The organism is Chryseobacterium sp. MEBOG07 (assembly GCF_021869745.1).
Classification (GTDB): domain Bacteria; phylum Bacteroidota; class Bacteroidia; order Flavobacteriales; family Weeksellaceae; genus Chryseobacterium; species Chryseobacterium viscerum.
Genome location: NZ_CP084579.1, coordinates 1,686,400 through 1,707,716, shown reverse-complemented (window position 1 = coordinate 1,707,716; position 21,317 = coordinate 1,686,400). Strand labels below are relative to the sequence as shown.

General features: G+C 36.5%; 16 protein-coding genes and 2 pseudogenes. 11 read left to right on the top strand and 7 right to left on the bottom strand.

The genetic code is table 11. The features are described 5' to 3' along the window. Positions 1-20: 20 nt before the first annotated feature. Together LF886_RS07815 and LF886_RS07810 are read right to left on the bottom strand one after the other, a co-directional pair. The gene (locus tag LF886_RS07815) at positions 21-479 is read right to left on the bottom strand and encodes a GNAT family N-acetyltransferase (RefSeq protein WP_236853610.1); all 459 of its coding nucleotides are present in this window, start codon (positions 477-479) and stop codon (positions 21-23) included. Next, positions 479-1,482 (bottom strand): annotated as a pseudogene (locus LF886_RS07810) (AAA family ATPase). Before LF886_RS07810 ends, LF886_RS07815 begins: the two are co-directional and overlap by 1 nt. 251 nt (positions 1,483-1,733) lie before the next feature. On the opposite strand from LF886_RS07810, the gene LF886_RS07805 reads away from it, so the two are divergent. The 6 genes and pseudogenes from LF886_RS07805 to LF886_RS07780 all read left to right on the top strand — a co-directional run bounded on the left by LF886_RS07805 (position 1,734) and on the right by LF886_RS07780 (position 8,611). After that, positions 1,734-2,207, top strand: a complete 474-nt coding sequence (locus tag LF886_RS07805) for a DinB family protein (protein ID WP_109737943.1) — start codon at positions 1,734-1,736, stop codon at positions 2,205-2,207. Between the two features lie 113 nt (positions 2,208-2,320). Next, the gene (gene rlmB, locus LF886_RS07800; RefSeq protein WP_236853609.1) at positions 2,321-3,079 is read left to right on the top strand and encodes a 23S rRNA (guanosine(2251)-2'-O)-methyltransferase RlmB; all 759 of its coding nucleotides are present in this window, start codon (positions 2,321-2,323) and stop codon (positions 3,077-3,079) included. Positions 3,080-3,369: 290 nt separating this feature from the next. Beyond that, positions 3,370-4,419 carry a DUF6263 family protein gene (locus tag LF886_RS07795; protein ID WP_236853608.1) on the top strand — a complete coding sequence of 350 codons (1,050 nt, stop codon included), beginning with the start codon at positions 3,370-3,372 and terminating at the stop codon, positions 4,417-4,419. A gap of 58 nt (positions 4,420-4,477) precedes the next feature. After that, entirely contained in the window at positions 4,478-4,708 is a 231-nt protein-coding gene (locus LF886_RS07790) for a hypothetical protein (RefSeq protein WP_103232921.1), read from the top strand. Between the two features lie 31 nt (positions 4,709-4,739). After that, a pseudogene (locus LF886_RS07785) lies at positions 4,740-7,279 on the top strand (YfhO family protein). Positions 7,280-7,324: 45 nt separating this feature from the next. Continuing rightward, positions 7,325-8,611 (top strand): glycosyl transferase family 1, encoded by a 1,287-nt coding sequence (locus LF886_RS07780; protein WP_236853607.1) that lies wholly within the window; start codon positions 7,325-7,327, stop codon positions 8,609-8,611. Between the two features lie 50 nt (positions 8,612-8,661). Here LF886_RS07780 and LF886_RS07775 read toward each other — a convergent pair whose 3' ends face one another. Then, a complete protein-coding gene (locus LF886_RS07775; RefSeq protein WP_236853606.1) occupies positions 8,662-9,306 on the bottom strand; it encodes a hypothetical protein in 645 nt (214 codons plus the stop codon). 99 nt (positions 9,307-9,405) lie between these two features. Here LF886_RS07775 and LF886_RS07770 point away from each other — a divergent pair, with 99 nt between their 5' ends. Next, entirely contained in the window at positions 9,406-10,371 is a 966-nt protein-coding gene (locus tag LF886_RS07770; protein WP_236853605.1) for a YpdA family putative bacillithiol disulfide reductase, read from the top strand. A 94-nt stretch (positions 10,372-10,465) separates the two neighbouring features. On the opposite strand, the gene LF886_RS07765 is transcribed toward LF886_RS07770, so the two are convergent. Continuing rightward, on the bottom strand, positions 10,466-11,647 hold the full coding sequence (locus LF886_RS07765; protein ID WP_410685627.1) for an MFS transporter: 1,182 nt from the start codon (positions 11,645-11,647) through the stop codon (positions 10,466-10,468). Between the two features lie 303 nt (positions 11,648-11,950). Here LF886_RS07765 and LF886_RS07760 point away from each other — a divergent pair, with 303 nt between their 5' ends. Together LF886_RS07760 and LF886_RS07755 are read left to right on the top strand one after the other, a co-directional pair. Continuing rightward, complete coding sequence (locus tag LF886_RS07760; RefSeq protein WP_236853603.1) at positions 11,951-12,829, top strand: helix-turn-helix domain-containing protein; 879 nt, start codon at positions 11,951-11,953, stop codon at positions 12,827-12,829. Positions 12,830-12,918: 89 nt separating this feature from the next. Continuing rightward, positions 12,919-14,847: an oleate hydratase gene (locus tag LF886_RS07755; RefSeq protein ID WP_236853602.1), complete on the top strand. Its 1,929-nt coding sequence runs from the start codon at positions 12,919-12,921 to the stop codon at positions 14,845-14,847. 668 nt (positions 14,848-15,515) lie between these two features. Here LF886_RS07755 and LF886_RS07750 read toward each other — a convergent pair. Further along, positions 15,516-17,213 carry a glutamine--tRNA ligase/YqeY domain fusion protein gene (locus LF886_RS07750; protein WP_236853601.1) on the bottom strand — a complete coding sequence of 566 codons (1,698 nt, stop codon included), beginning with the start codon at positions 17,211-17,213 and terminating at the stop codon, positions 15,516-15,518. Positions 17,214-17,342: 129 nt separating this feature from the next. Between LF886_RS07750 and LF886_RS07745 the strand changes: the two genes are divergently transcribed. Both LF886_RS07745 and LF886_RS07740 read left to right on the top strand, forming a co-directional pair. Beyond that, positions 17,343-18,473, top strand: coding sequence for an alpha/beta hydrolase (locus LF886_RS07745; RefSeq protein WP_236853600.1), 1,131 nt, complete (start codon positions 17,343-17,345; stop codon positions 18,471-18,473). A gap of 463 nt (positions 18,474-18,936) precedes the next feature. After that, a complete protein-coding gene (locus LF886_RS07740; RefSeq protein ID WP_236853599.1) occupies positions 18,937-19,104 on the top strand; it encodes a bacteriocin-like protein in 168 nt (55 codons plus the stop codon). Positions 19,105-19,118: 14 nt separating this feature from the next. Here the strand turns inward: LF886_RS07740 and LF886_RS07735 are convergent, their stop codons facing one another. Further along, positions 19,119-20,123: an o-succinylbenzoate synthase gene (locus LF886_RS07735; RefSeq protein ID WP_236853598.1), complete on the bottom strand. Its 1,005-nt coding sequence runs from the start codon at positions 20,121-20,123 to the stop codon at positions 19,119-19,121. After that, a complete protein-coding gene (gene fbp / locus LF886_RS07730; protein ID WP_109737937.1) occupies positions 20,124-21,140 on the bottom strand; it encodes a class 1 fructose-bisphosphatase in 1,017 nt (338 codons plus the stop codon). Positions 21,141-21,317 lie beyond the last annotated feature (177 nt).

The following is a 21,317-nucleotide window of genomic DNA, read 5'->3' as shown; positions in this document are numbered from 1 at the left end:
ATTACAAGATTCTGTACAATTTACCCTTTAAGCTCAATGGATACATTCAACCATTCATTATCAAACTTTGGAGTGTATTTTTTATAAAAATTGATAGCCGGCTCATTCCAGTTTAATACCTGAAACACCATACCGCTATAATTATTGGAGTTACCATATTCTAATGTGGCATCAAATAATTTCTTTCCGATCTGCTTTCCTCTCAATTTTTCTGTTACTACGAGATCTTCAAGATACAATCTTCTTCCTTTCCATGTAGAATATCTTTCATAATACAACGATATTCCTACTATTTCATCATTGAATTCGGCTACAAAAGCTCCCCATACCGGAGAAACCCCGAAACCGTCATCTGTAAACTCATCTAATGTTACAGTGACTTCATGCAGTGCTTTTTCATATTCAGCCAATTCCCTGATTAAATCCAGCATGGAAGCGCAGTCCTCCTGAACTGCTTTTCTAATGATTACTTCACTCATTATGGTGCCTGTATTTTTGCTAAAATTCTATTGATAATTTCTTCTGTTGAAATTTCTTCAGCCTCAGCTTCAAAAGTTAAGCCCATTCTGTGTCTCAATACATCTTTTGCCAATGCTTTTACATCTTCAGGAACCACAAAAGCTCTTCCTTTTAAGAACGCATACGCTCTTGAAGCGATAGCAAGGTTGATAGAAGCTCTTGGAGAAGCTCCAAAACTGATATAATTTTTAAGCTCAGAAAGACCATAGTTTTCCGGATAACGTGTTGCAAACACCATATCCAGTATATATTTTTCAATTTTCTCGTCCAGATAAATCTGGTTGATCAATTCTTTAGCATCTATAATATCCTGAAGAGAAATCACAGGTTTCACTGTTGGCTGATGTGAAGTGGAAACCATTCTCATTACCTGTCTTTCATCTTCGAAAGAAGGATAGTCTATGGTACATTTCAACATAAAACGGTCGCTCTGTGCTTCAGGCAGCAGATAAGTTCCTTCCTGATCAATCGGGTTCTGTGTTGCCAATACCAGGAATGGCTTTGGAAGCTTCATGGTTTCATCACCAATGGTCACCTGCTTTTCCTGCATTACCTCCAGAAGAGCCGACTGTACTTTTGCCGGCGCACGGTTGATCTCATCCGCCAATACAAAGTTCGCGAATACGGGTCCTTTTTTTATGGAAAAATCATTGTCTTTGATACTGTAGATCATTGTTCCTACAACATCTGCAGGAAGCAAATCCGGGGTAAACTGAATCCTGGAAAACTCGCCATGAACAGCATCTGCCAATGTTTTTATCGCAAGAGTTTTTGCCAATCCCGGCACTCCTTCAAGAAGAACGTGACCATTCCCCAAAAGCCCCACCAGAAGACGGTCTACCATGTATTCCTGACCAATAATAACTTTGTTGATTTCCTGTTTCAGAAGAGAAAATAAGTAATTTTTTCCTTTATTTTTTCCGTCAATTGGCGGATATCTTCAGCTTGATATATCTCTGACATAGCTTGATTTAAAATAAGTGGTAAATTTCTGATAAATACTTGCATTAATCAACATAATAAATGCTATTTTTGAGTTAAAGTTTGTTAAATATTCCAGTATTGATGCAAGGTCAAGAACCGCTGAAGGCTTAAAACTCAATAAGATTATCTTATTTTTTCATAAAAATATATAAATTTTGCTTTAATCATCTGCTCAAAAATTGTCATTTCCAGTTTATTAAACTATTTTTGGTGATTAAAAATTTTGCAAAATGAATTATCATTTTCAAGCGCACAGACAGGTAAGAAAGAACCTTTTGGATGTACTTCGAAACACCTCTCATGAAGATCTGCTTTTGATTCCGGATGGTTTCAATAATAATCTTTACTGGAATATTGCACACACTGTTGCTACACAGCAGCTTCTGCATTATTACCTGAGCGGAAACCCTTTCCGTATTGATAAATACTGGATCGAAACTTACAAAAAGGGAACTTTACCCAACCTGGATGTTCAGAAATCCGAAGTGGAAGATTTAGAGTTTTTGCTTACAGAAACTTCGAAGATTCTGATGAAAGATTATGACAGCGATTTCTTCTCAGACTACACGCCTTATACCACGAGTTTCGGAATGGACCTGAAAAGCATCCAGGATGCAATTATCTTCAACAATATGCATGAAAGCCTTCACTATGGATATGTGATCGCTCAAAAAAGAGCAATTCTAGGAGAAAAAGGAAGATAGTTGATGTGAATTTCACTTCGCCAGTCAATGATAATAAAAGATGATTTTATCAACCAAAAATGGATTGATAAGGTTAGATTGACATTTTACAACTCACTATTTAAAATAATAAAATGACAGATAAAAAAGACGATTTCATTTTCGGGCTGCGTCCCGTGATTGAAGCAATTGAAGCAGGAAAAACGATTGACAAGGTCTTTGTGCAGAACGCACTTCAGGGTCCTATTTATGCTGAACTAAAGACAATTTTAGCGAAAAATAAAATCCGTCCTAATTATGTTCCGATTGAAAAACTTAACCGTTTTACAAGAAAAAACCACCAGGGTGTGGTAGCCTTTATTTCAGATGTACCATTTCATAAAGTGGAGGATATTGTTCCACAATTATTTGAACAAGGGAAAACGCCTTTTCTTTTGATTCTGGACAGACTTACCGATGTAAGAAACTTTGGAGCAATTTGCAGAACTGCAGAATGTGTAGGAATTGATGCTATTATTATTCCGGAAAAAGGAGCTGCTCCTATCAATTCTGATGCGATAAAAACTTCCGCAGGAGGAATTTATAATATTAAAATCTGTAAAGAAAACAACCTTGCACACACGGTAGATTTTCTTCAGCAGAGCGGAATTTCCGTATATGCAGCCAGTGAAAAAGCGGAGAAGCTCATTTATGATGTCAGCTTCACAGAACCATGTGCCATTGTAATGGGAAATGAGGAAACCGGAATTTCTAAAGAAGTATTGCATCATTCTGACGAAAAAATAAAACTTCCTATCGAAGGAAAAACTCAATCTCTGAATGTTTCTGTAGCATGTGGAGCGATTTTGTATGAAGCGGTAAGACAGAAAATGGTCGTAATACCGAATCCTTAAACCATAACATAAAATCACTTTTACCATTATTTTTAACTATATGTACTCTGAATGTACAGACAAAAATAAAGCAACAGGATGGTAAAAGTTATTCCTATAATTACGGAACAACAGAAATAGGAAAATCAAAATTTCCGACCTCTAAAAGTTTATATGAGAAACCCTTGAAAATGGACCCAATCATTATTGGTACAAATTCTGCACAGTTATTGACTTGTTATGGGAAAAGCTGCATCATATTGCAGACCATATAGTAAGAAATAGTAGTAAAAAATAAAGTTAAAAATCAAATGAAGAACATTGCAGCGCTTGCGCTTATCTCATCAATAGCTCTTGTATCTTGTAAAAAAGAAACGGCAAAAATAACGAAAGTAGACCCTAAAACCGGAAAAACGGTAACAGTAGAAGTTCCTGCTGACTCTGTAGCAAAAGTTGCAGAAAACCCGGCAATCAAAGATTCTGCTGGAGTTATCACTCAAACATTTAAGCTTGAAAAAGGAAAAACATATCCTCTTACAACTTACCAGAGAGATGTAAAAACAATGACAGATCCTCAGGGAAAATCTATCACTGCAACCAGTGAGTCTACAGATGAAATGAACTTTGTAGTGGACGATATCAAAGGAAATGTATACGAAATGACCCTTAACCTTGTTGCAAAAAGAAATTCTCAGGCTGCACAAGGAAAGACCGTAGTTGTAGATACTAAACTGCCTCTTCCAAAAGAAGATGATCTTAAAATGATCTGGAATGTAAACAAAGCGCTTACCGGAAACAAGCTTGCCATGAAAATGGATACAAAAGGTAACGTACTTTCTATCACAGGATTTGATGCTGTTTATACAAAAGTAGGTACCGCAGTAGGTACTCTTATCAAAGATGCCAATGAAAAAGCGAATGTTGTAGCAAGCCTTAAAGGATCATTCAACGAAAAAGTATTGAAAGACCAATTCCACAAAAACCTGATGATTATTCCTAAAAAAGGAGTAAAAGTAGGTGAAAAGTGGTCAACTTCTGAAAATGCAGACGCAAGCGGAAGCGTTAAAGTGACATCCAACTATGTCATAAAAAGCTTAGGAAACGGAACTGCAGAAATTGCGGTAACCGGAGGCATTCCTAAGAAAACAGAAAAGAAAGCTCAGGGACCGATTACACACAGCATGAGCAGCGAACTGGTTCAGAACGGAACCATTAAGTTTGACGAAAGCACAGGATGGATTACCAACCAGAATATCAACGTAAAAACAACACAGGTAGAAACTATTTCAGATGGAAAGCAGTCTCAATCTATGAAAAGCGTTTCTAATTCTTCTGTAATGGTAAACCCATCTGCTAAATAATTAAAGTAAATACGTTCAGGGTTTATACTCTAAACCCTGAATTTTAAATCTAAAAATTATGAAGTACATTCTTGAGTTAGTACTCACTGCGATTATCATTTTCTTTGTCTGGAATATTCTCAAAAGAATCTTCTTTAAGACATTTTATAGTTACCGTTTTAATAACAACAATCAAAACAACGGAAAGCAGGATATAGACGACTCGAATAAGAATAACAAACAGAACCTTAAATGGGATGCAGAGACTGTAGACTATGAAGAGGTGAAAGAGAGTAATGACAAAAGGTAAACATTCCAAGAAATAAAAGATAATAACCAGCATGGCAAAAAACAAAAACTTCCTTTATATTGCAATTTCATTAGTAGTATTTATAGTTTTAGCATTTTTATATTCCACTCCTGTATTTACAGGAAAACAACTTTTCCAGCATGATATTGTGCAATACAGAGGAGGAGCTAAAGAACTGCTCGACTATAGAGCCAATACCGGAAATGAAACCTATTGGAGTGACTCTATGTTCGGGGGAATGCCGACTTATCAGATGGGAAGCCAGTTTAAAGGTGACATCATCAAAAAAATCGACAGCAATCTGAATTTCCTGCCAAGGCCGGTTAATTATCTCTTCCTGCTTTTTGCAGGTTTTTTCCTTTTGGGAATGGTAGTAGTCAGAAACTGGAAATATGCTCTTCTTGGAGCCACTTTCTTTGGACTTTCGACCTATTTTTACATTATCATCGCAGCCGGACATAATGGTAAAGTAAATACCATTGAATATTTTGCTCCGCTGTTAGCCGGAATTTTACTGGTTTATATCAGAAAAAAATACATCTGGGGATTCATTGTGACAACCCTTTTTATGGGGCTTCAGATCGCAGCCAACCACCCGCAGATGACCTATTACTTATTCCTTGCTTTAGGATTTTTATTCCTGTCTGAATTGATCAGAGCTATTCTGAAGAAGACACCGATGAAGCATTTCCTTATTTCTTCGGGAATAATCGCGGCAGCATGCATTATTGGTGTTGGAATGAATTCGCAAAGAATCATGGCCAATTCTGAATATGTAAAAGAAACGGTTCGTGGAAAGCAGATCTTAGATAACGACAGTCATACTTCTGGAAAATCTGGAATGGATAAAGAAAGTATGCTGATGTGGAGCTATGGACAGCTGGAAACTTTAAACCTGTTTATCCCAAGATTAATGGGTGGTGGAAGCCAGGAGCCGGAAGGAAAAGAAATGATGAGCAAAGTTCAGGAAATGGTTCAGGAAAATGTAGGCTCACAGGCTGAAATGGACAGAATTTCAAAAGGTTTCGGCGGAATGACTTACTGGGGAGACCAACCGGGAACTTCAGGTCCTGCTTACCAGGGCGCTATTGTGTGTTTCCTTGCTTTATTAGGCTTTTTCTTCGCATCGAAAAAATACCGTTACTGGATTTTAGGAGCTTCCATCCTTACTATTTTGTTGGCTTGGGGAAGCAACTTTATGCCATTATCGGACTTCTTTATTGATTACGTTCCTTTTTATAATAAATTCAGAGCTCCTTCTTCAATCCTGGTTGTAGTAGAATTATTATTCCCTTTAATTGCCATTCTGGGATTATACAATTTCTTCACAGATGAGAAATTGACTGAAGAATACAAACAAAAAATCCTTCTTTATACAGGAGGTGGAACATTAGGGTTTTTATTGATTCTTTTGATCTTTGGAAAATCATTATTAGGGTTTTCAACAGAAGGCGAAAAGACATACTTCCCTCCTTTCCTACTCGATTTTCTGGTAGATGAAAGATATAAACTATTCAGAATAGATGCGATAAAAGCATTTATTTATGTAGCGATTACTGCAGCAGCATTATTCTTAACTTTAAAGAAAAAGCTTAATCAGAATATTGCTCTGGTCATCATCGGAGTCGTAAGTTTATTTGATCTTTGGACTGTAAACAAACGTTATTTGAATGACGAAAACTACGTAGATAAGATCTTTGCTGAAAATCCATTCCAGACAGAAAGTTCAGATCTTCTGGCTGAAAAAGTTCAGGGAAATCCAAATCTGGAATCTATTTTATCCAATGTCAATATCAACAAAACATTGGAAACAATCACTGAAAAAGACAAAACTCACTATAGAATTTACAACCAGACGCTGGGCGTAACCAGTGAAACCAATACCTCTTATTTTAAGGCTTCAATTGGCGGTTACCACGCTGTAAAATTAAGAAGATACGATGATATACTGAATGAGTATATCAACAATGTCGACAGTGTAAAAACACCTAATGTATTAAACTTATTAAATGCTAAATATCTGGTTTTCGGAGGTCCTGATCAGCCACAGGTTGTTCCTAATCCAAAAGCCAATGGAAACGCATGGTTTGTAAGCGACTTGAAGTTTGTAGATACTCCTAATCAGGAAATTAAATCTATCGGAACTATTGACAACAAAAAACAGCGGTTATCGCATCATCTGATAAATCGTATTTTGACAACAAACCAGTTCAGGCAGATTCTACAGCATTTATCAACCTGACGAAATATCAGCCTAATGAACTTGAATTTAAATCTCAGTCGAAAACTCCTCAATTGGCTGTTTTCTCTGAAGTTTATTATCCTCACGGATGGAAAGTATTAGTGGATGAGAAAGAAGTTCCATACATCAAAGCAGATTACTTACTACGTGCAGTGCATGTACCGGCAGGAAATCACCACATCAGAATGGTATTTGAACCTGAAGTAATTGAAAAAGGAAAATGGCTTTCCCTGCTTTCATTCGGATTATTTATCCTGTTATCTGCGTTTGGTATCTTCTGGATCAACAAAAAAAAGAAAAAAGAAATTGTAGCTGAACAAAAAGCTTAATCCTATATAATCAAAGTGTCATTCAGAATGACATAGAGCTTAAAAATGGAACAAAAGAAAATATTGATTATCACCTATTACTGGCCTCCTGCGGGAGGTCCTGGTGTTCAAAGATGGCTGAAGTTCGCAAAATATCTTCCGGATTTTGGCTGGAAACCGATCATCTATACTCCGGAAAACCCGAGTTATCCATTGCTGGATGAAACGCTGATGAAGGATGTTCCTGAAAACATTGAGATGGTAAGAACCAAAATCTGGGAACCCTATCAGCTGGCTGAAAAACTTAATAAAAGCAACAAGAAATTTAAAGCGGGGCAATTTGATGTAGGAAAAAATCAAAGCTTGAAATCTAAACTTTCGATCTGGGTGAGGGGTAATTTTTTTATTCCTGATGCCAGAGTTTTTTGGGTGAAACCATCCATTAAGTTTTTGGAAAAATATTTGAAAGACAATAAAATAGATACGATTGTTACTTCCGGCCCACCCCACTCACTCCATCTGATTGGTTTGGGACTTAAGAATACAATGCCGGATCTAAAATGGATTGCCGATTTCCGTGATCCATGGACCGAGATTTCCTATTACAAACATTTGAAATTAACCAAAAGCTCGGACAACAAACACCGTCAGCTTGAAAGTGCTGTATTCAAAAATGCAGACATCACTCTGGCTACAAGCTATACTGATGCAGAAAATTTCCGGAAAGCAGGAGCCAATGCAGTTTGTATTACAAATGGATATGATGAAACTGATTCACAGGAAAAGGTGAAAGAGCCAATAGGTGAAACTTTTACATTAAGTTATATCGGAGTTTTGGAACAGCTAAGAAATCCCGAAAATCTTTGGAAGGCACTTGATGAACTGATCAAAGAGAACCTGGAATTTGCCGCTAGTTTTACGTTGAAATTTGTAGGAAGAATAGACGATAAAATCCTGCATTCTATTGAGAACTCAAGTCTGAAAAATCATATAATGAATCTTGGATATCTTGCCCACGGAAAGGCTGTAGAGGAAATGGAGAATTCAAATCTTCTTCTGATCACCAATTTTCCAAATGAATCTTCAAAAGGGATCATTCCCGGAAAAATCTTTGAATACCTGGCTTCAGGAAAGCAGATTCTGTCATTCGGTCCGGACAAAGCTGATGTGGCAAAAATTCTGGAAGAAACCCATGCAGGAAAGCACTTTAGCTATCAAGATACAGAAACTGTCAAGAAGTTTATCCTTGAAAAGTTTGATCTTTGGAAAAATGGGAATCCTCTTGAAAACACTCAACATATTGAGCAGTTCTCGAGAAGAAACCTAACCCGTCAACTGACCGAAATTTTATAACAAAAGAAAGGAATTTAGAGGCTGGAAGTTCTATTCCCAGCCTTTAACTTCTATATCGTCCACTGGTCATTCACCACTGCGATGAGATAATATGTACCCTGAAATTCTTCAAATATAAAACGAACTGTTTTCCAATCCATATCCCCATATTTTTCGGTTCCTTTGATATAGTTTTCGGTGAAGTCACCTTTAGGATAGATCTCCTTTAAATTATTTAAAGAATTACCACCGCCAATAAATTTATTCAGCGAATATTGTGATGTTGTAAAATCTTTAGAAAAGACCCATTTACCAAGATAATCATTGATCGTCGCTTTATAAGGATCTCCCGAACCATCATGTGCTCCCCAGGTAAATAATGTTTTCGTAGGCTGATATTTTTCAAAATCTGCTTTAGAAAAGTGTTTGTCTTCCTTCAGATCTACATAAGCATACATTGAAAAACGAACCCCTTTTTCCGGGTGAATGAAGGAAGCAAAAGCTTTATAGTCTTTATTTTTCAGAACTTTCAAAACCTCATCATTGGTCTGTTTTAAAACGGCTTCTTTATTAGCGTTATTCTGAATAGTACTTGCGCTGTCTGTTTTTGCTTTCTGTGCGACAGAATCAATTTTACTAGGGACAGGTTTCCCAGCCTCTTTGTTACAGGCTACAACAAAGCTTAAAGCGAGTACCGGAATAAATAGTTTTTTCATATTTCAAATTTTGTCTTAGGTAAAAACACCAAAACTGATGCCAAGCAGAATTATGAATTCATCATTGATAATTTATAATTTCCATTGTACCTTTGTTATATGGAAATTTTGGACATTCTCATTATCGGAGCCGGACCTATTGGTTTAAACTGTGCTCTTGAAGCTCAAAAAAACAATCTTAGTCACGTAATCATAGAAAAAGGAACCATTGTCAATTCACTTTACAATTATCCTTTGTATATGCGCTTTTTCTCCACTGCTGAAAAATTGGAAATTGACGAAATTCCTTTTATTTCTACAGCTCCAAAACCAGGAAGGCAGGAAGCATTGGAATACTATCAGGGAATTGCCAGACAAAAAAAGCTGAATATCAACTTGTATGAGAAGGTACTGAGTGTTTCGAAAAATGATGAAATATTTGAAATCAAAACTACGAAATCAACTTATCTGGCCAGAAATATAGTTATTGCTACCGGATTCTATGATATCCCCAATCTTATGGATATTCCCGGTGAAAATCTTCCGAAGGTCAAGCATTATTATACCGAGCCCTACCCTTATGCGAAGCAGAAAATTGTGGTGGTAGGATCAAGCAATTCTGCGGTAGATGCCGCACTGGAAACGTATAGAAAAGGGGCTGAAGTAACCATGATCGTCCGTCATTCTGAGATTTCAAAAAGTGTAAAATACTGGGTGAAACCGGATATTGAAAACAGAATTGCAGAAGGCAGTATCAAAGCTCATTTTAATGCAGAACTGATAGAAGTTAAGGAAAACACGGTTGTTTTTAAAGATGAGAATGGGAAAGCCTATGAAATTGACAATGATTTTGTACTGGCTATGACAGGCTATCTTCCGGATTTTGATTTTCTAAGAAACTCAGGCATCGAACTCAATGGAGATTGTCTGAATCCTTTCTATAACTCTGAAACTATGGAAACCAATATTCCCAACCTTTATTTGGCAGGAGTGGTTTGTGGAGGAAAAGATACTCATCTTTGGTTCATTGAAAATTCGAGAATTCATGCGAATATGATTATTAATACGATTCTTTCTAAATCTTAATATTAAACATTAATATATCAAAAAAGGTTCGGGCAATTTCTACGAAATTGCCCGAACCTTTTTTTAAATTCATGAATGAAAAACATAATATCTCTTATATCACCTCTTCTTCTATCTTATTTTTATCTTTCAGCATCCATGGAACAATAAAGTAAAAACCAACTGCAATAGCTGCTGCCAGTACTCCTGTTCCAATCCACAGCGTGTTGAAGCCTAATTTCTCTGCAATCAGTGTTCCTATATAGGGTGTAATGATGAATGCTATAGAAAATGATATTCCATTCAGCCCCATATAAGCACCTTTGTTATTCTCTCCTGAGCGCAATGCTGTAATAGTGGACATAAAAGGCAACGTCCAAATTTCTCCCACACAAAGCAAGGTCATAGAAACAATAAGAGTAACTATACTGTAATCAAAAGCCAGCATCGCATAAGAAACTCCGCACAGGAATGTCCCGATAAGCATGGTAAAAGCTAAAGTAAAATACTTCTCCGCTACCTGCACAAGCCCCATTTCAAGCAGCACAATCAAAAAACCGCTATATCCCAGAATATAGCCGATATTTTGCTGGCTCAGATGTGCTGTATCCTTATAAAATATCGTCAGCGTACTGAACAGCTGGAAGAAACATATTGAAAACAGCATACAGAAAATACAATAGATCAAAAACTTCCTATCGCGATAGGGAGAACTTTCTTTTTTAACAATGATGGCTTCTTTTACCTTTTTTGCTTTCAGTTTGGCCAATCTTGCACGATCTTTAAAGAACCAGATATACATCAGCCCCGCCAGAAAAGCGGCCAGTGCGTTACTGAAAAACAGAAACTCATAAGAAATAGCAGATAAAATACCTCCCAATGCAGGTCCAATAGAAAACCCTAGGTTTACAGCCATACGGTTGAGTGAAAATGCACGGGTAATATTTTCAGGTTTGGCATATTTGGTAATCGCTACCGAGTTCGCCGGACGGAAAGTTTCACTTACAATACTCTGCGCCAAAATAATTCCAGCCAAACCAGCTTCGGTCGTAAAAAGCGGAATCATACAGAATAAAGGAACACTGAGAAGTAAGCTCAGACTTTGTACCCTATACTCTCCTATTTTATCGGTAATCATTCCTCCCAGCCAGGATCCAAGGACCGAGCCTATTCCAAAAAAACTCAGTACAATTCCTGAATTTTCAATGCTGAAATGTAAATGATTGGTCATATAAACTCCCAGAAAAGGAAGTACCATAGAACCGGCCCTGTTGATGAGCATAACCAACGCCAGCATCCAACTCTCCTGCGAGAGTCCTTTGAAAGAACTCGTATATACGTTAATTAATCTCACAATGTTATTTTGGGGAAATTTGAAAGTGCAAAATTAGATAAAAATAACCCAAAAGCCTTTGTTTAAACCCTATTTTTATAAATAACATCCATTAAAACAGACTATCAACTGTATCCTGAAAAAAAGAGTTTTTTTTACTATTTAAAGCCTAAATACTTTTATAAAAATCGTAAATTGCAGTAACAACGAGGGTTTTTAAGCTAAACCCATTTAAAAACACAATAAATTTTTAACCAATACGGAAGAATGGTAACCTACGAAAATTTACATGATACACTATCCTTTTACAGTATTGACTGCCGCCAATCCTACTACATTTCTTCCGGAAAACCCATTTTTGAGTTCCCAAAAGCTCCTTTCAGAATGGATTATTACGCTATGTGTATTTGTACCGCAGGAGAAATCAATATTGAGATAGACCGTCAGAAATACAAAGTGGATGCTCATAGTTTTCTGATGTCTGCTCCTTCTACCATTGTAAAGTTTGTAAAGACCAGTGAAGATTTTATGATGAAACTGCTGTTCTTTGACAAGAATTTCCTGATTAAAAATATTTCCAATCCTTTTATCATCGAGAAAATGAATCTTTTCTCCAAAGGTTCCTACAACATCGTAAAAACCTCTCCAAAAAATTCATCGTTGCTGCAAAACCTTCTGGATTATCTTGATAAGAAATCAAAGAAGCAGGGAAAGTTTACCGAAGAAATTATCCGTACCATTATTTTCAATCTGCTGCTGGAGACAGCTGAAATTATGGAACAGGAAAACGCTGCAAATCCAGAAAAAGAAGAAGGTAAAAAAGATCTTTATCTGAGGTTTAATAAACTGATCAGAGAAAATATCAACAAGGAGCGAACGGTTCAGTTTTATGCCGATCAGCTGCATATTTCTAATAAATACCTCATAGAGATCATTAAAAAGGCAAGCGGAAAAACACCTCATGAGGTTATTGACGAAGCCTTACTGAAAGAAGCTTATGTCATGCTTGGAAATCCTGATATAACGATTTCGGAAATTGCATTTGAACTTCAGTTTAATTCCGCATCGGCTTTCGGCCGTTTCTTCAAAAAACATACGACGCTTTCTCCTTCAGAGTACAGAATGAAAGAAAATATTCAGTCATGAGAATTTGGGGATAATAATTCTGAACTTGGGGATATATATCGCTTTGTGAATAGAGGTACCTTTATACTGTTAATTAAAAACAATACAAAATGAGTACGATCAATTCAAAATTCGACAAAGTTTTAAATGCCTCTGACCAGTTCGGAAAAGTAAATCACGAACCGGATTCAAGTAAAGAAGTTCAGATTAACACTCCTGAAAAAACTATGCCTTTTTCCGACCAGATCGGAAACTATCAACGTAACAAGGGAATTCCTTTACAGTCTTACGAAAACAGTAAAATCTATATTGTAGGAAGCGGAATTGCAGGTATGTCTGCCGCTTATTATTTTATCCGTGATGGCCGTGTACCAGGCAAAAACATTATTTTCCTGGACCAGCTGAATGTTGAAGGAGGATCTCTGGATGGTGCCGGTAACGCAAAAGACGGCTATATTATCCGTGGAGGAAGAGAAATGGACATGACGTATGAAAACTTATGGGATATGTTCCAGGATATTCCTGCGTTGGAATTACCGGCTCCCTATAGCGTATTGGATGAATACAGACTTGTCAACGACAATGACCCCAATTATTCTAAAGCGAGATTAATTCACAATCAGGGACAGATCCAGGATTTCAGTAAATTCGGTCTTGAGAAAAAAGATCAGCTTGCCATTGTAAAACTTCTGTTAAAGAAAAAAGAAGAGCTTGATGATCTTACCATTGAAGATTATTTTGCAGAATCTTTCCTGAACAGTAACTTTTGGTTTTTCTGGCGTTCTATGTTTGCCTTTGAAAACTGGCACAGCTTGCTTGAACTGAAACTCTATATGCACAGATTCCTTCACGCTATTGACGGAATGAAAGACTTCTCATGTCTGGTTTTCCCTAAATATAACCAATATGATACCTACGTAACCCCTCTGAAAAACTTCCTGGTTGAAAAAGGGGTACAGATTCAGTTTAATGTTATGGTAAAAGACCTTGATATTCATATCAACACCGAAGGAAAAACAGTAGAAGGAATCATTACTGAACAAAACGGAGAAGAAGTAAGAATACCAATTGGTAAAGATGATTATGTTATTGTAACAACCGGATCTATGACAGAAAGTACTTTCTACGGTGATAACAATACCGTTCCTGAAATTACGATAGATAACAGTAGTGCAGGACAAAGCGCCGGATGGAAACTGTGGAAAAATCTTGCTGCAAAATCTGAAGTATTCGGAAAACCAGAGAAATTCTGTAGCCACATCGAAAAATCTTCATGGGAATCTGCCACATTAACATGTCGTCCTTCCGCTTTCACTGAGAAACTGAAAGAGATGTGTGTGAATGATCCTTATTCTGGAAGAACCGCTACAGGAGGTATTATTACCATTACAGACTCCAATTGGGTGATGAGCTTTACCTGCAACAGACAGCCGCACTTCCCTACTCAGCCGGATGATATCCTTGTAGTATGGGTATATGCTTTGCTAATGGATAAAGAAGGTAATTACATCAAAAAAACAATGCCTCAATGTACAGGAAACGAAATTCTTGCCGAGCTTTGTTATCACCTTGGAATGACGGACCAACTGGATAACGTTATAGAAAATACAATTGTACGTACCGCCTTCATGCCTTACATCACTTCCATGTTTATGCCAAGAGCACAGGGAGACCGTCCTAGAGTCGTTCCTGAAGGATGTACCAACTTAGGTCTTGTAGGACAGTTTGTAGAAACCAATAATGACGTTGTATTCACCATGGAAAGTTCTGTGAGAACTGCTAGAATAGCTGTTTACAATCTTCTTAACCTCAACAAACAAGTTCCGGATATCAATCCTTTACAATATGATATCAGACATTTATTAAAAGCTACCCAGGCTCTTAATGACTACAAACCATTCTTAGGAGAAGGAATATTAAGAAAAGTATTGAAAGGAACTTATTTTGAACATATCCTGGTAAACCGTCCGGAAGAAAAAGAAGAACACGAATCTTTCTTGAGTAGATTTCAGGAATGGGTAAAAGGAGTAAAAGGTTAAAAATACCAGTTCACAAAACAATAGTTTTAAAGTAGTGCATACTTTATTCTTAACGCAAAGATTTAGAATTATAATAATTTATTAGAGGAAGCAAAGAAGAGAATCAACAAGTTGATTTAATGAAGCGTATAGCTTTTGCGAAGCCGATTTATCTGCCTTTGCCCTCTTGAAATAATAATAAGTTTTTATAAACCTTTGCGTTAAAAAAATAAATAATGAGTTTAAAAAATAAACCTCATGGATTTTAAAAATATCCTAATCCAGCATACCGTGACAAAGACTTTTTAAAATAGAATCTTAAGCTTCAGATTTTAAACTATTAAAATAAAAGCAAGGCTTGTTAGAGTCTTGCTTTTATTTTTTCCAATATTAAGATTAATTGTGGCTTATAAAACTGTCTGTTGAAAAACGCAAAGGCGCAAGGTTATTTTTTTCCGAAGCGTTTTTAGGGCGCAAGGATTTTATCTCCGATAAAATTGAACACTATTAATTTCTTAGCCTAAAAATATTGATTGATTAAGTAGTACACTTGCTGGAAATTTTTGATTTCCTTACGACTTAAAAATATTCACAATGCATGAATTTCTTAGCGCCTTTGCGTTGCTCAACAAAAATAAAAAGCAGGACTCCAATGAAGTCCTGCTTTTATATATTAAGTATCCTGAAAATTATTCAGGCTTATAAGAATCTTTCAGCGTTACTGTACGGTTAAATACGAATGTATCCTCTGTAGAATCCTGATCTTTTGTAAAGTATCCAATTCTTTGGAACTGTAGTGGCTCTCCTATCGCAACTTCTTTAAGGCTTGGTTCAGCAAAACCTTTCGCTGTAGTTACAGATTCAGGGTTGATGAAGTTTAAGAAGTCAACATCTTTCTCCGCATCAGGCTGCTCCACTGTAAACAGATGATTGTAGCTTCTTACTTCTACAGGAATAGCATGTTTTGCAGATACCCAGTGTAGAGTTCCTTTTACTTTTCTTAAACTCTCCTCTGTTCCACTTCCAGATTTACTCTTCTCATCATAAGAAGCGTAGATGGTTGTGATCTCTCCATTTTCATCCTTCTCTACTCTTTCAGCTTTGATGATGTAAGCAGATTTCAAACGAACTTCTCCGCCTAATTTAAGTCTGAAGAATTTATTGTTAGCTTCCTCTTTGAAGTCTTCGCGCTCGATATATAATTCTCTTGAGAAAGGTACTTCTCTTGTTCCTGCATTTTCCTGCTCAGGATTATTTTCAGTATCCAACCATTCTTCCTTGTCTTCAGGATAGTTTTCGATCACTAATTTTACCGGATCTACAACTGCCATCACACGCTTAGCTACCTTATTCAGGTTTTCACGTACACAGAAGTCTAGCAACTGAATTTCAATTAGATTTTCTCTTTTCGCCACCCCTACTTTATCAATAAAGTTTCTGATAGACGTCGGAGTATATCCTTTTCTTCTCATTCCTGAAATGGTAGGCATTCTAGGATCATCCCATCCGGTTACAGCTCCTTCCGCTACCAATCTCTGCAGCTTTCTTTTGGAAGTAATCATATAGGAAACGTTCATTCTCGCAAATTCTCTCTGCTTGTTTTTAACTCTTCCTTCTTCATACACCTGATCTAAATACCAGTTGTACAAAGGTCTGTGGTTTTCAAACTCCAAAGAGCACAACGAGTGTGAAATTTGTTCGATATAATCGGATTCCCCATGAGCCCAGTCGTACATTGGATAGATTTTCCACGCAGTACCTGTTCTGTGGTGAGGTTTGTTCAAAATTCTGTACATAACAGGGTCACGCATATTCATATTTGGCGAAACCATGTCGATTTTTGCACGAAGAGACATTGAACCACTTTCAAATTCACCATTTTTCATCCTTTCGAATAAATCTAACGATTCTTCAACAGGACGGTTTCTGTATGGAGATTCAACTCCCGGTTCTGCAGGATTTTTTCTTTGTTCTGTAATGACTTCAGACGCTTGCTCATCTACGTAAGCTTTTCCTTCTTTAATTAACTGAACTGCCCAATCGTAAAGCTGCTGGAAGTAATCGGATGCGTACAAAACTTTATCCCATTTAAAACCTAACCATTCTACGTCTTTCATGATAGAATCTACGAATTCCTGTTCTTCTTTTTCAGGATTCGTATCGTCGAAACGAAGGTTTACGGGAGCATTGTATTTTTCGCCCAGCCCAAAGTTGATGCAGATTGCTTTTGTGTGCCCTACATGCAGGTAACCATTTGGTTCAGGCGGAAAACGGAAACGGATTTGATCTTTATTCAAACCGTTTGCCAGATCATCTTCAATAATTTGCTCAATAAAATTGAGGGATTTTTTTCTTCTTCCATTAAGGTAGCTTTTATTTTTTAGCAAAAAAAGTTTCACAAAGTTACGGAAAAATAAGCGTTTGTAAAAGTGATAATTTAAAAGCCTTATCGCTTATAATTCAATATTTTTCACTAATTTCGGGAAAGCTAAAACCATTTTAACCCAATCACCATCATGGCCGTTTATATCTTAAGCAACCGGAAAATCATCCGGCATAAAGGCGAAAAAGTGGACTCTTTTTCTAATGATGAATACTCAATTCCCAATTTCAGGATTGCGAAATGTGATTTTGAAAACTATAAGGAACCCACTGCACAAGCCAAAAAAAAGAAAGATTACACCAACAGGAATATTGTAAACTACAAACTGTTCTCCGAACCCGAAAAACAAGGGTATCAAGACGTTTTAGATGTTCTGTTGAGCGAAAAAGGAGTTAAAACTTCTCCTCTTACAGCCAATAATCTGGGCGGAACTCAGAGAATGTTCTATGAGCTTTATAAAAATATGTCTTCTACTAAAGAAAGGAGTGATGTATTGATATTCATCCATGGTTATTTGTATGATTTTGATGATGAATTAAAAGCTATTCTAGACCTTAAGAAAATATTCATTGATAATCCGGCATCGCCCGTAGAACATATTTTATTTGTAAGCTGGCCTGCCTCAGGGAGTATTATTCCGTTAAGTTATTTTGATGATAAGGCATCCAGTATCAATTCCGGAGCATCACTGATGAGAATGTTTTATTTCTATACCCAGTTTTTAAAGGATATTTTTTCAAACCGGGATCTTGTGCCCTGCAACCAAAGAATTCATATTATGACCCATTCTTTGGGAAACAGAGTCCTTCAAAGCATGCTGTACAGTCTTAAACGTGAAAATATACTTCGTGTCATAGATCAGGTTCTTCTGTTGAATGCAGATGTGACCTATAAAGTATTTGAAGATTCTGAAGATTCTTTTAATAAACTGCCCTTATTAGCCAACCGGATATCTATTTATCTCAACAGACAGGATGCAGTTTTGGGCATTTCTCAGTTCACCAAAAACATTCTGACGCCAAGACTGGGTAAAAACGGACCGAGTGACATTGACCGTTATAAGGATATTGTTTCTATTATTGATTGTACGTTTGTGAAAGATGACCTTTTAAACAGCTTAAAATATGAAGTAGGACATCATTGGGGATATCTCTCAAGTTCACAGGTACAGAATGATATCATTCAGAATTTAAATGGAATAGACAGAAACCTCATTACCAACAGAACAAAGAATACTGAAAATATTTTCACAATTATTTCTTAACAAATAATTAAAATAATCCTTAAAAAATGAACTCTGCGTTAAAATTAATTCAATACTAGAGTATGGCATAGAGATTGCCAATTCAAAGTATAGGGAATTACAATTTTTTATTATGGAACAGATTAAAAAAAGGTTTTCTTATATTTTAAACTATATAAAGAAGGCCATCTTCGTAAAAGATGTGATTTAACTGAATAACAACCTCTAAATATTAACTATTCGATAGAAAACTACTTTAGCCATTAAACAGAACTGAAAATTGACTACACTTCCTACAAATTTAATGCAGGAATGTATTTTCATTTTTAGTACTCAGATTACTTCTCTACCTATTCATCTTGATATTTAATATCTATATAATAATTTTCGCCATATTGTTAAATATAGCTAAATAATTCCCTACATGTTGTATAATTGAAAAAAGTTTTCGACATTTGATTGTCAATCAAATAAAATATTAAACATGAAAAATCTAAAAAAAATCAAAAGAGGAGAATTAAAGACGATCAAAGGAGGAAGACCTCCTCTTGGATGCAACAGCTGGAACCCAAGTGCTATGTGCTGTAGATCATGGGCTCCTGACTACTGTGGCCAGGCTACATGCGTGGATTCACCTGCTCCATCATGCTAATTAACTCTTCTCAGTTATATTTTGAACCATAGCAGCTCATTTCTGAGTTCCAGATCAGATTCAAAATTATTGACAAATAAAGCTCCAGTGCCCAAACCTTGAGGCATTGGGCTTTTTTTTGTAAATGTATATTGAGCAATAGCATTCAAGCCAATATTACTTTCCAACGCGGAAGTAATCCACCAGTCTATATTCTGATTTTCAGCAAGGGAAATCCATTCATCCGAACCGGAAAATCCTCCTACCAATGCTGGCTTCAGAATGATATATTGGGGTTGTATTTTTTCTAAAAGCTTTTTCTTTTCTTCAAGATCAATAATCCCTATCAACTCTTCATCTAATGCAATTGGAGTGGGTGTGTTGGCACACAATTCTGCCATATCATTCCAGTTTCCGGCTTTGATAGGCTGCTCAATGGAATGAATGTGAAGATCTGCAAGCTGTTGCAAAACGATAACGGCTTCATCTTTACTGAATCCTCCGTTGGCATCTACACGAAGCTCCAGCTGGTCTTTGGAGAATTTTTCTCTTAACTTCTGAAGAATAACATGTTCTGATTTCCAATCGACACCGATTTTCAATTTAATGCAATGAAATCCTTTTTCCAGCTTCTCCTGAATCTGTTCTTCCATGTATCCTACCTCTCCCATCCATATCAGACCGTTGATGGTAATAGCAGATTTTCCTTCGGTAAACTCACTTGGAAAATAAAGGCTGTCTCCATATTTAAGATTCAGAACAGCTTGTTCATAACCAAACCAAATTGATGGAAACTCCTTCAACTCTTCTTTCAAAAAAGAAGTGTCCTGATCTATATTTTCACAAAGCCACTTTAGTTTTTCTTCATAGTCAGGTCTGTCATCGAAACTCAGTCCTCTGAAAATAGCACACTCACCTACTCCTTTTCTTCCATCTTTTGAGATAGTCAGGATAAAGGTTTCCTTATCAAGCAAAACGCCGCGAGATGTTCCACTCGGGCGTTTAAACTGTAATAAATATTTTAAATAAGTTGCTTCCATTTATTTTACGCTGTCGATACGCATAAATTCTTCTGCTTTCTCTACCATTTCTATACTTCCACAGAAAAACGGAATTCTCTGGTGAAGTTCTGTAGGTTCTATTTCAAGAATTCTTCTGAATCCGTCTGTTGCTTTTCCTCCTGCCTGTTCTGCAAGGAATGCCATTGGATTACATTCGTATAACAATCTTAATTTACCATTCGGAGCCTGTGAATAAGAAGGATAGATATAAATTCCTCCTTTCAGCATGTTTCTATGGAAGTCTGCTACCAAAGAACCGATGTATCTTGATGTATAAGGACGATCTCCTTCTTCCATCTGGCAGTACTTAAGGTAATTTTTTACCCCCTGAGGAAATTTGATATAATTTCCTTCGTTGATAGAATAGATTTTACCTGTTCTTGGGAAAGTCATATTAGGATGAGAAAGATAATAAGTTCCCAAAGAAGGATCCAGCGTGAATCCATTCACTCCGTTTCCGGTAGTATAAACAATCATTGTAGAAGAACCGTAAATAACATATCCTGCAGCAATCTGATTGATTCCTTTTTGTAAAAAGTCTTCTAACTGTACGGGAGTTCCAGGTTCTGTAACTCTTCTGTAAATAGAAAAAATGGTTCCTACAGAAACATTGACATCAATATTGGAAGATCCGTCCAACGGATCGATAAGTACAACATATTTACTTAAATGACCGTTTTCTCCACATTTAATATCAATAAAATCATCATTTTCTTCAGAAGCAATACCACAAACAACCTCTCTTTGAGACAAAGCCGTAATAAAAATTTCATTAGCGATTACATCCAATTTCTGCTGTTCTTCACCCTGAATATTCTGATTTCCGGCAGCTCCTGTTATATCTACAATTCCGGCTTTATTTACTTCTCTGTTTACCACTTTCGAAGCCAATCTTATGGCACTCAGAAGACGAGAGAATTCACCTGTAGAATACTGAAAATCGTCCTGCTTATCTATAAGAAATTCTCCTAAAGTCTGTAATGGTTGATTTGACATATTTTTCTTTTTACGTTTTGCTCAAATTTCGGAAAATTTATCGCATTAAGGAAATTTAATTACAAAAGAGGTTACCTACTGTATCTCAATACAATACAAGACAAATGCAACATTATATGAAGCAGTTACAAAAAATAGGGTCCCCGAATTTGCTATCACAGACCTATGAAAAATCAG

Coding starts and splice junctions, on each gene's coding strand:
- LF886_RS07765 (WP_410685627.1), bottom strand. CDS start 11,647: ATGCTGGCGTTGGTTATGCTCATCAACAGGGCCGGTTCTATGGTACTT.
- LF886_RS07780 (WP_236853607.1), top strand. CDS start 7,325: ATGGAACAAAAGAAAATATTGATTATCACCTATTACTGGCCTCCTGCG.
- LF886_RS07755 (WP_236853602.1), top strand. CDS start 12,919: ATGAGTACGATCAATTCAAAATTCGACAAAGTTTTAAATGCCTCTGAC.
- LF886_RS07790 (WP_103232921.1), top strand. CDS start 4,478: ATGAAGTACATTCTTGAGTTAGTACTCACTGCGATTATCATTTTCTTT.
- LF886_RS07760 (WP_236853603.1), top strand. CDS start 11,951: ATGGTAACCTACGAAAATTTACATGATACACTATCCTTTTACAGTATT.
- LF886_RS07805 (WP_109737943.1), top strand. CDS start 1,734: ATGAATTATCATTTTCAAGCGCACAGACAGGTAAGAAAGAACCTTTTG.
- LF886_RS07775 (WP_236853606.1), bottom strand. CDS start 9,306: ATGAAAAAACTATTTATTCCGGTACTCGCTTTAAGCTTTGTTGTAGCC.
- LF886_RS07735 (WP_236853598.1), bottom strand. CDS start 20,123: ATGGAAGCAACTTATTTAAAATATTTATTACAGTTTAAACGCCCGAGT.
- fbp (WP_109737937.1), bottom strand. CDS start 21,140: ATGTCAAATCAACCATTACAGACTTTAGGAGAATTTCTTATAGATAAG.
- LF886_RS07815 (WP_236853610.1), bottom strand. CDS start 479: ATGAGTGAAGTAATCATTAGAAAAGCAGTTCAGGAGGACTGCGCTTCC.
- LF886_RS07740 (WP_236853599.1), top strand. CDS start 18,937: ATGAAAAATCTAAAAAAAATCAAAAGAGGAGAATTAAAGACGATCAAA.
- LF886_RS07770 (WP_236853605.1), top strand. CDS start 9,406: ATGGAAATTTTGGACATTCTCATTATCGGAGCCGGACCTATTGGTTTA.
- LF886_RS07795 (WP_236853608.1), top strand. CDS start 3,370: ATGAAGAACATTGCAGCGCTTGCGCTTATCTCATCAATAGCTCTTGTA.
- LF886_RS07745 (WP_236853600.1), top strand. CDS start 17,343: ATGGCCGTTTATATCTTAAGCAACCGGAAAATCATCCGGCATAAAGGC.
- rlmB (WP_236853609.1), top strand. CDS start 2,321: ATGACAGATAAAAAAGACGATTTCATTTTCGGGCTGCGTCCCGTGATT.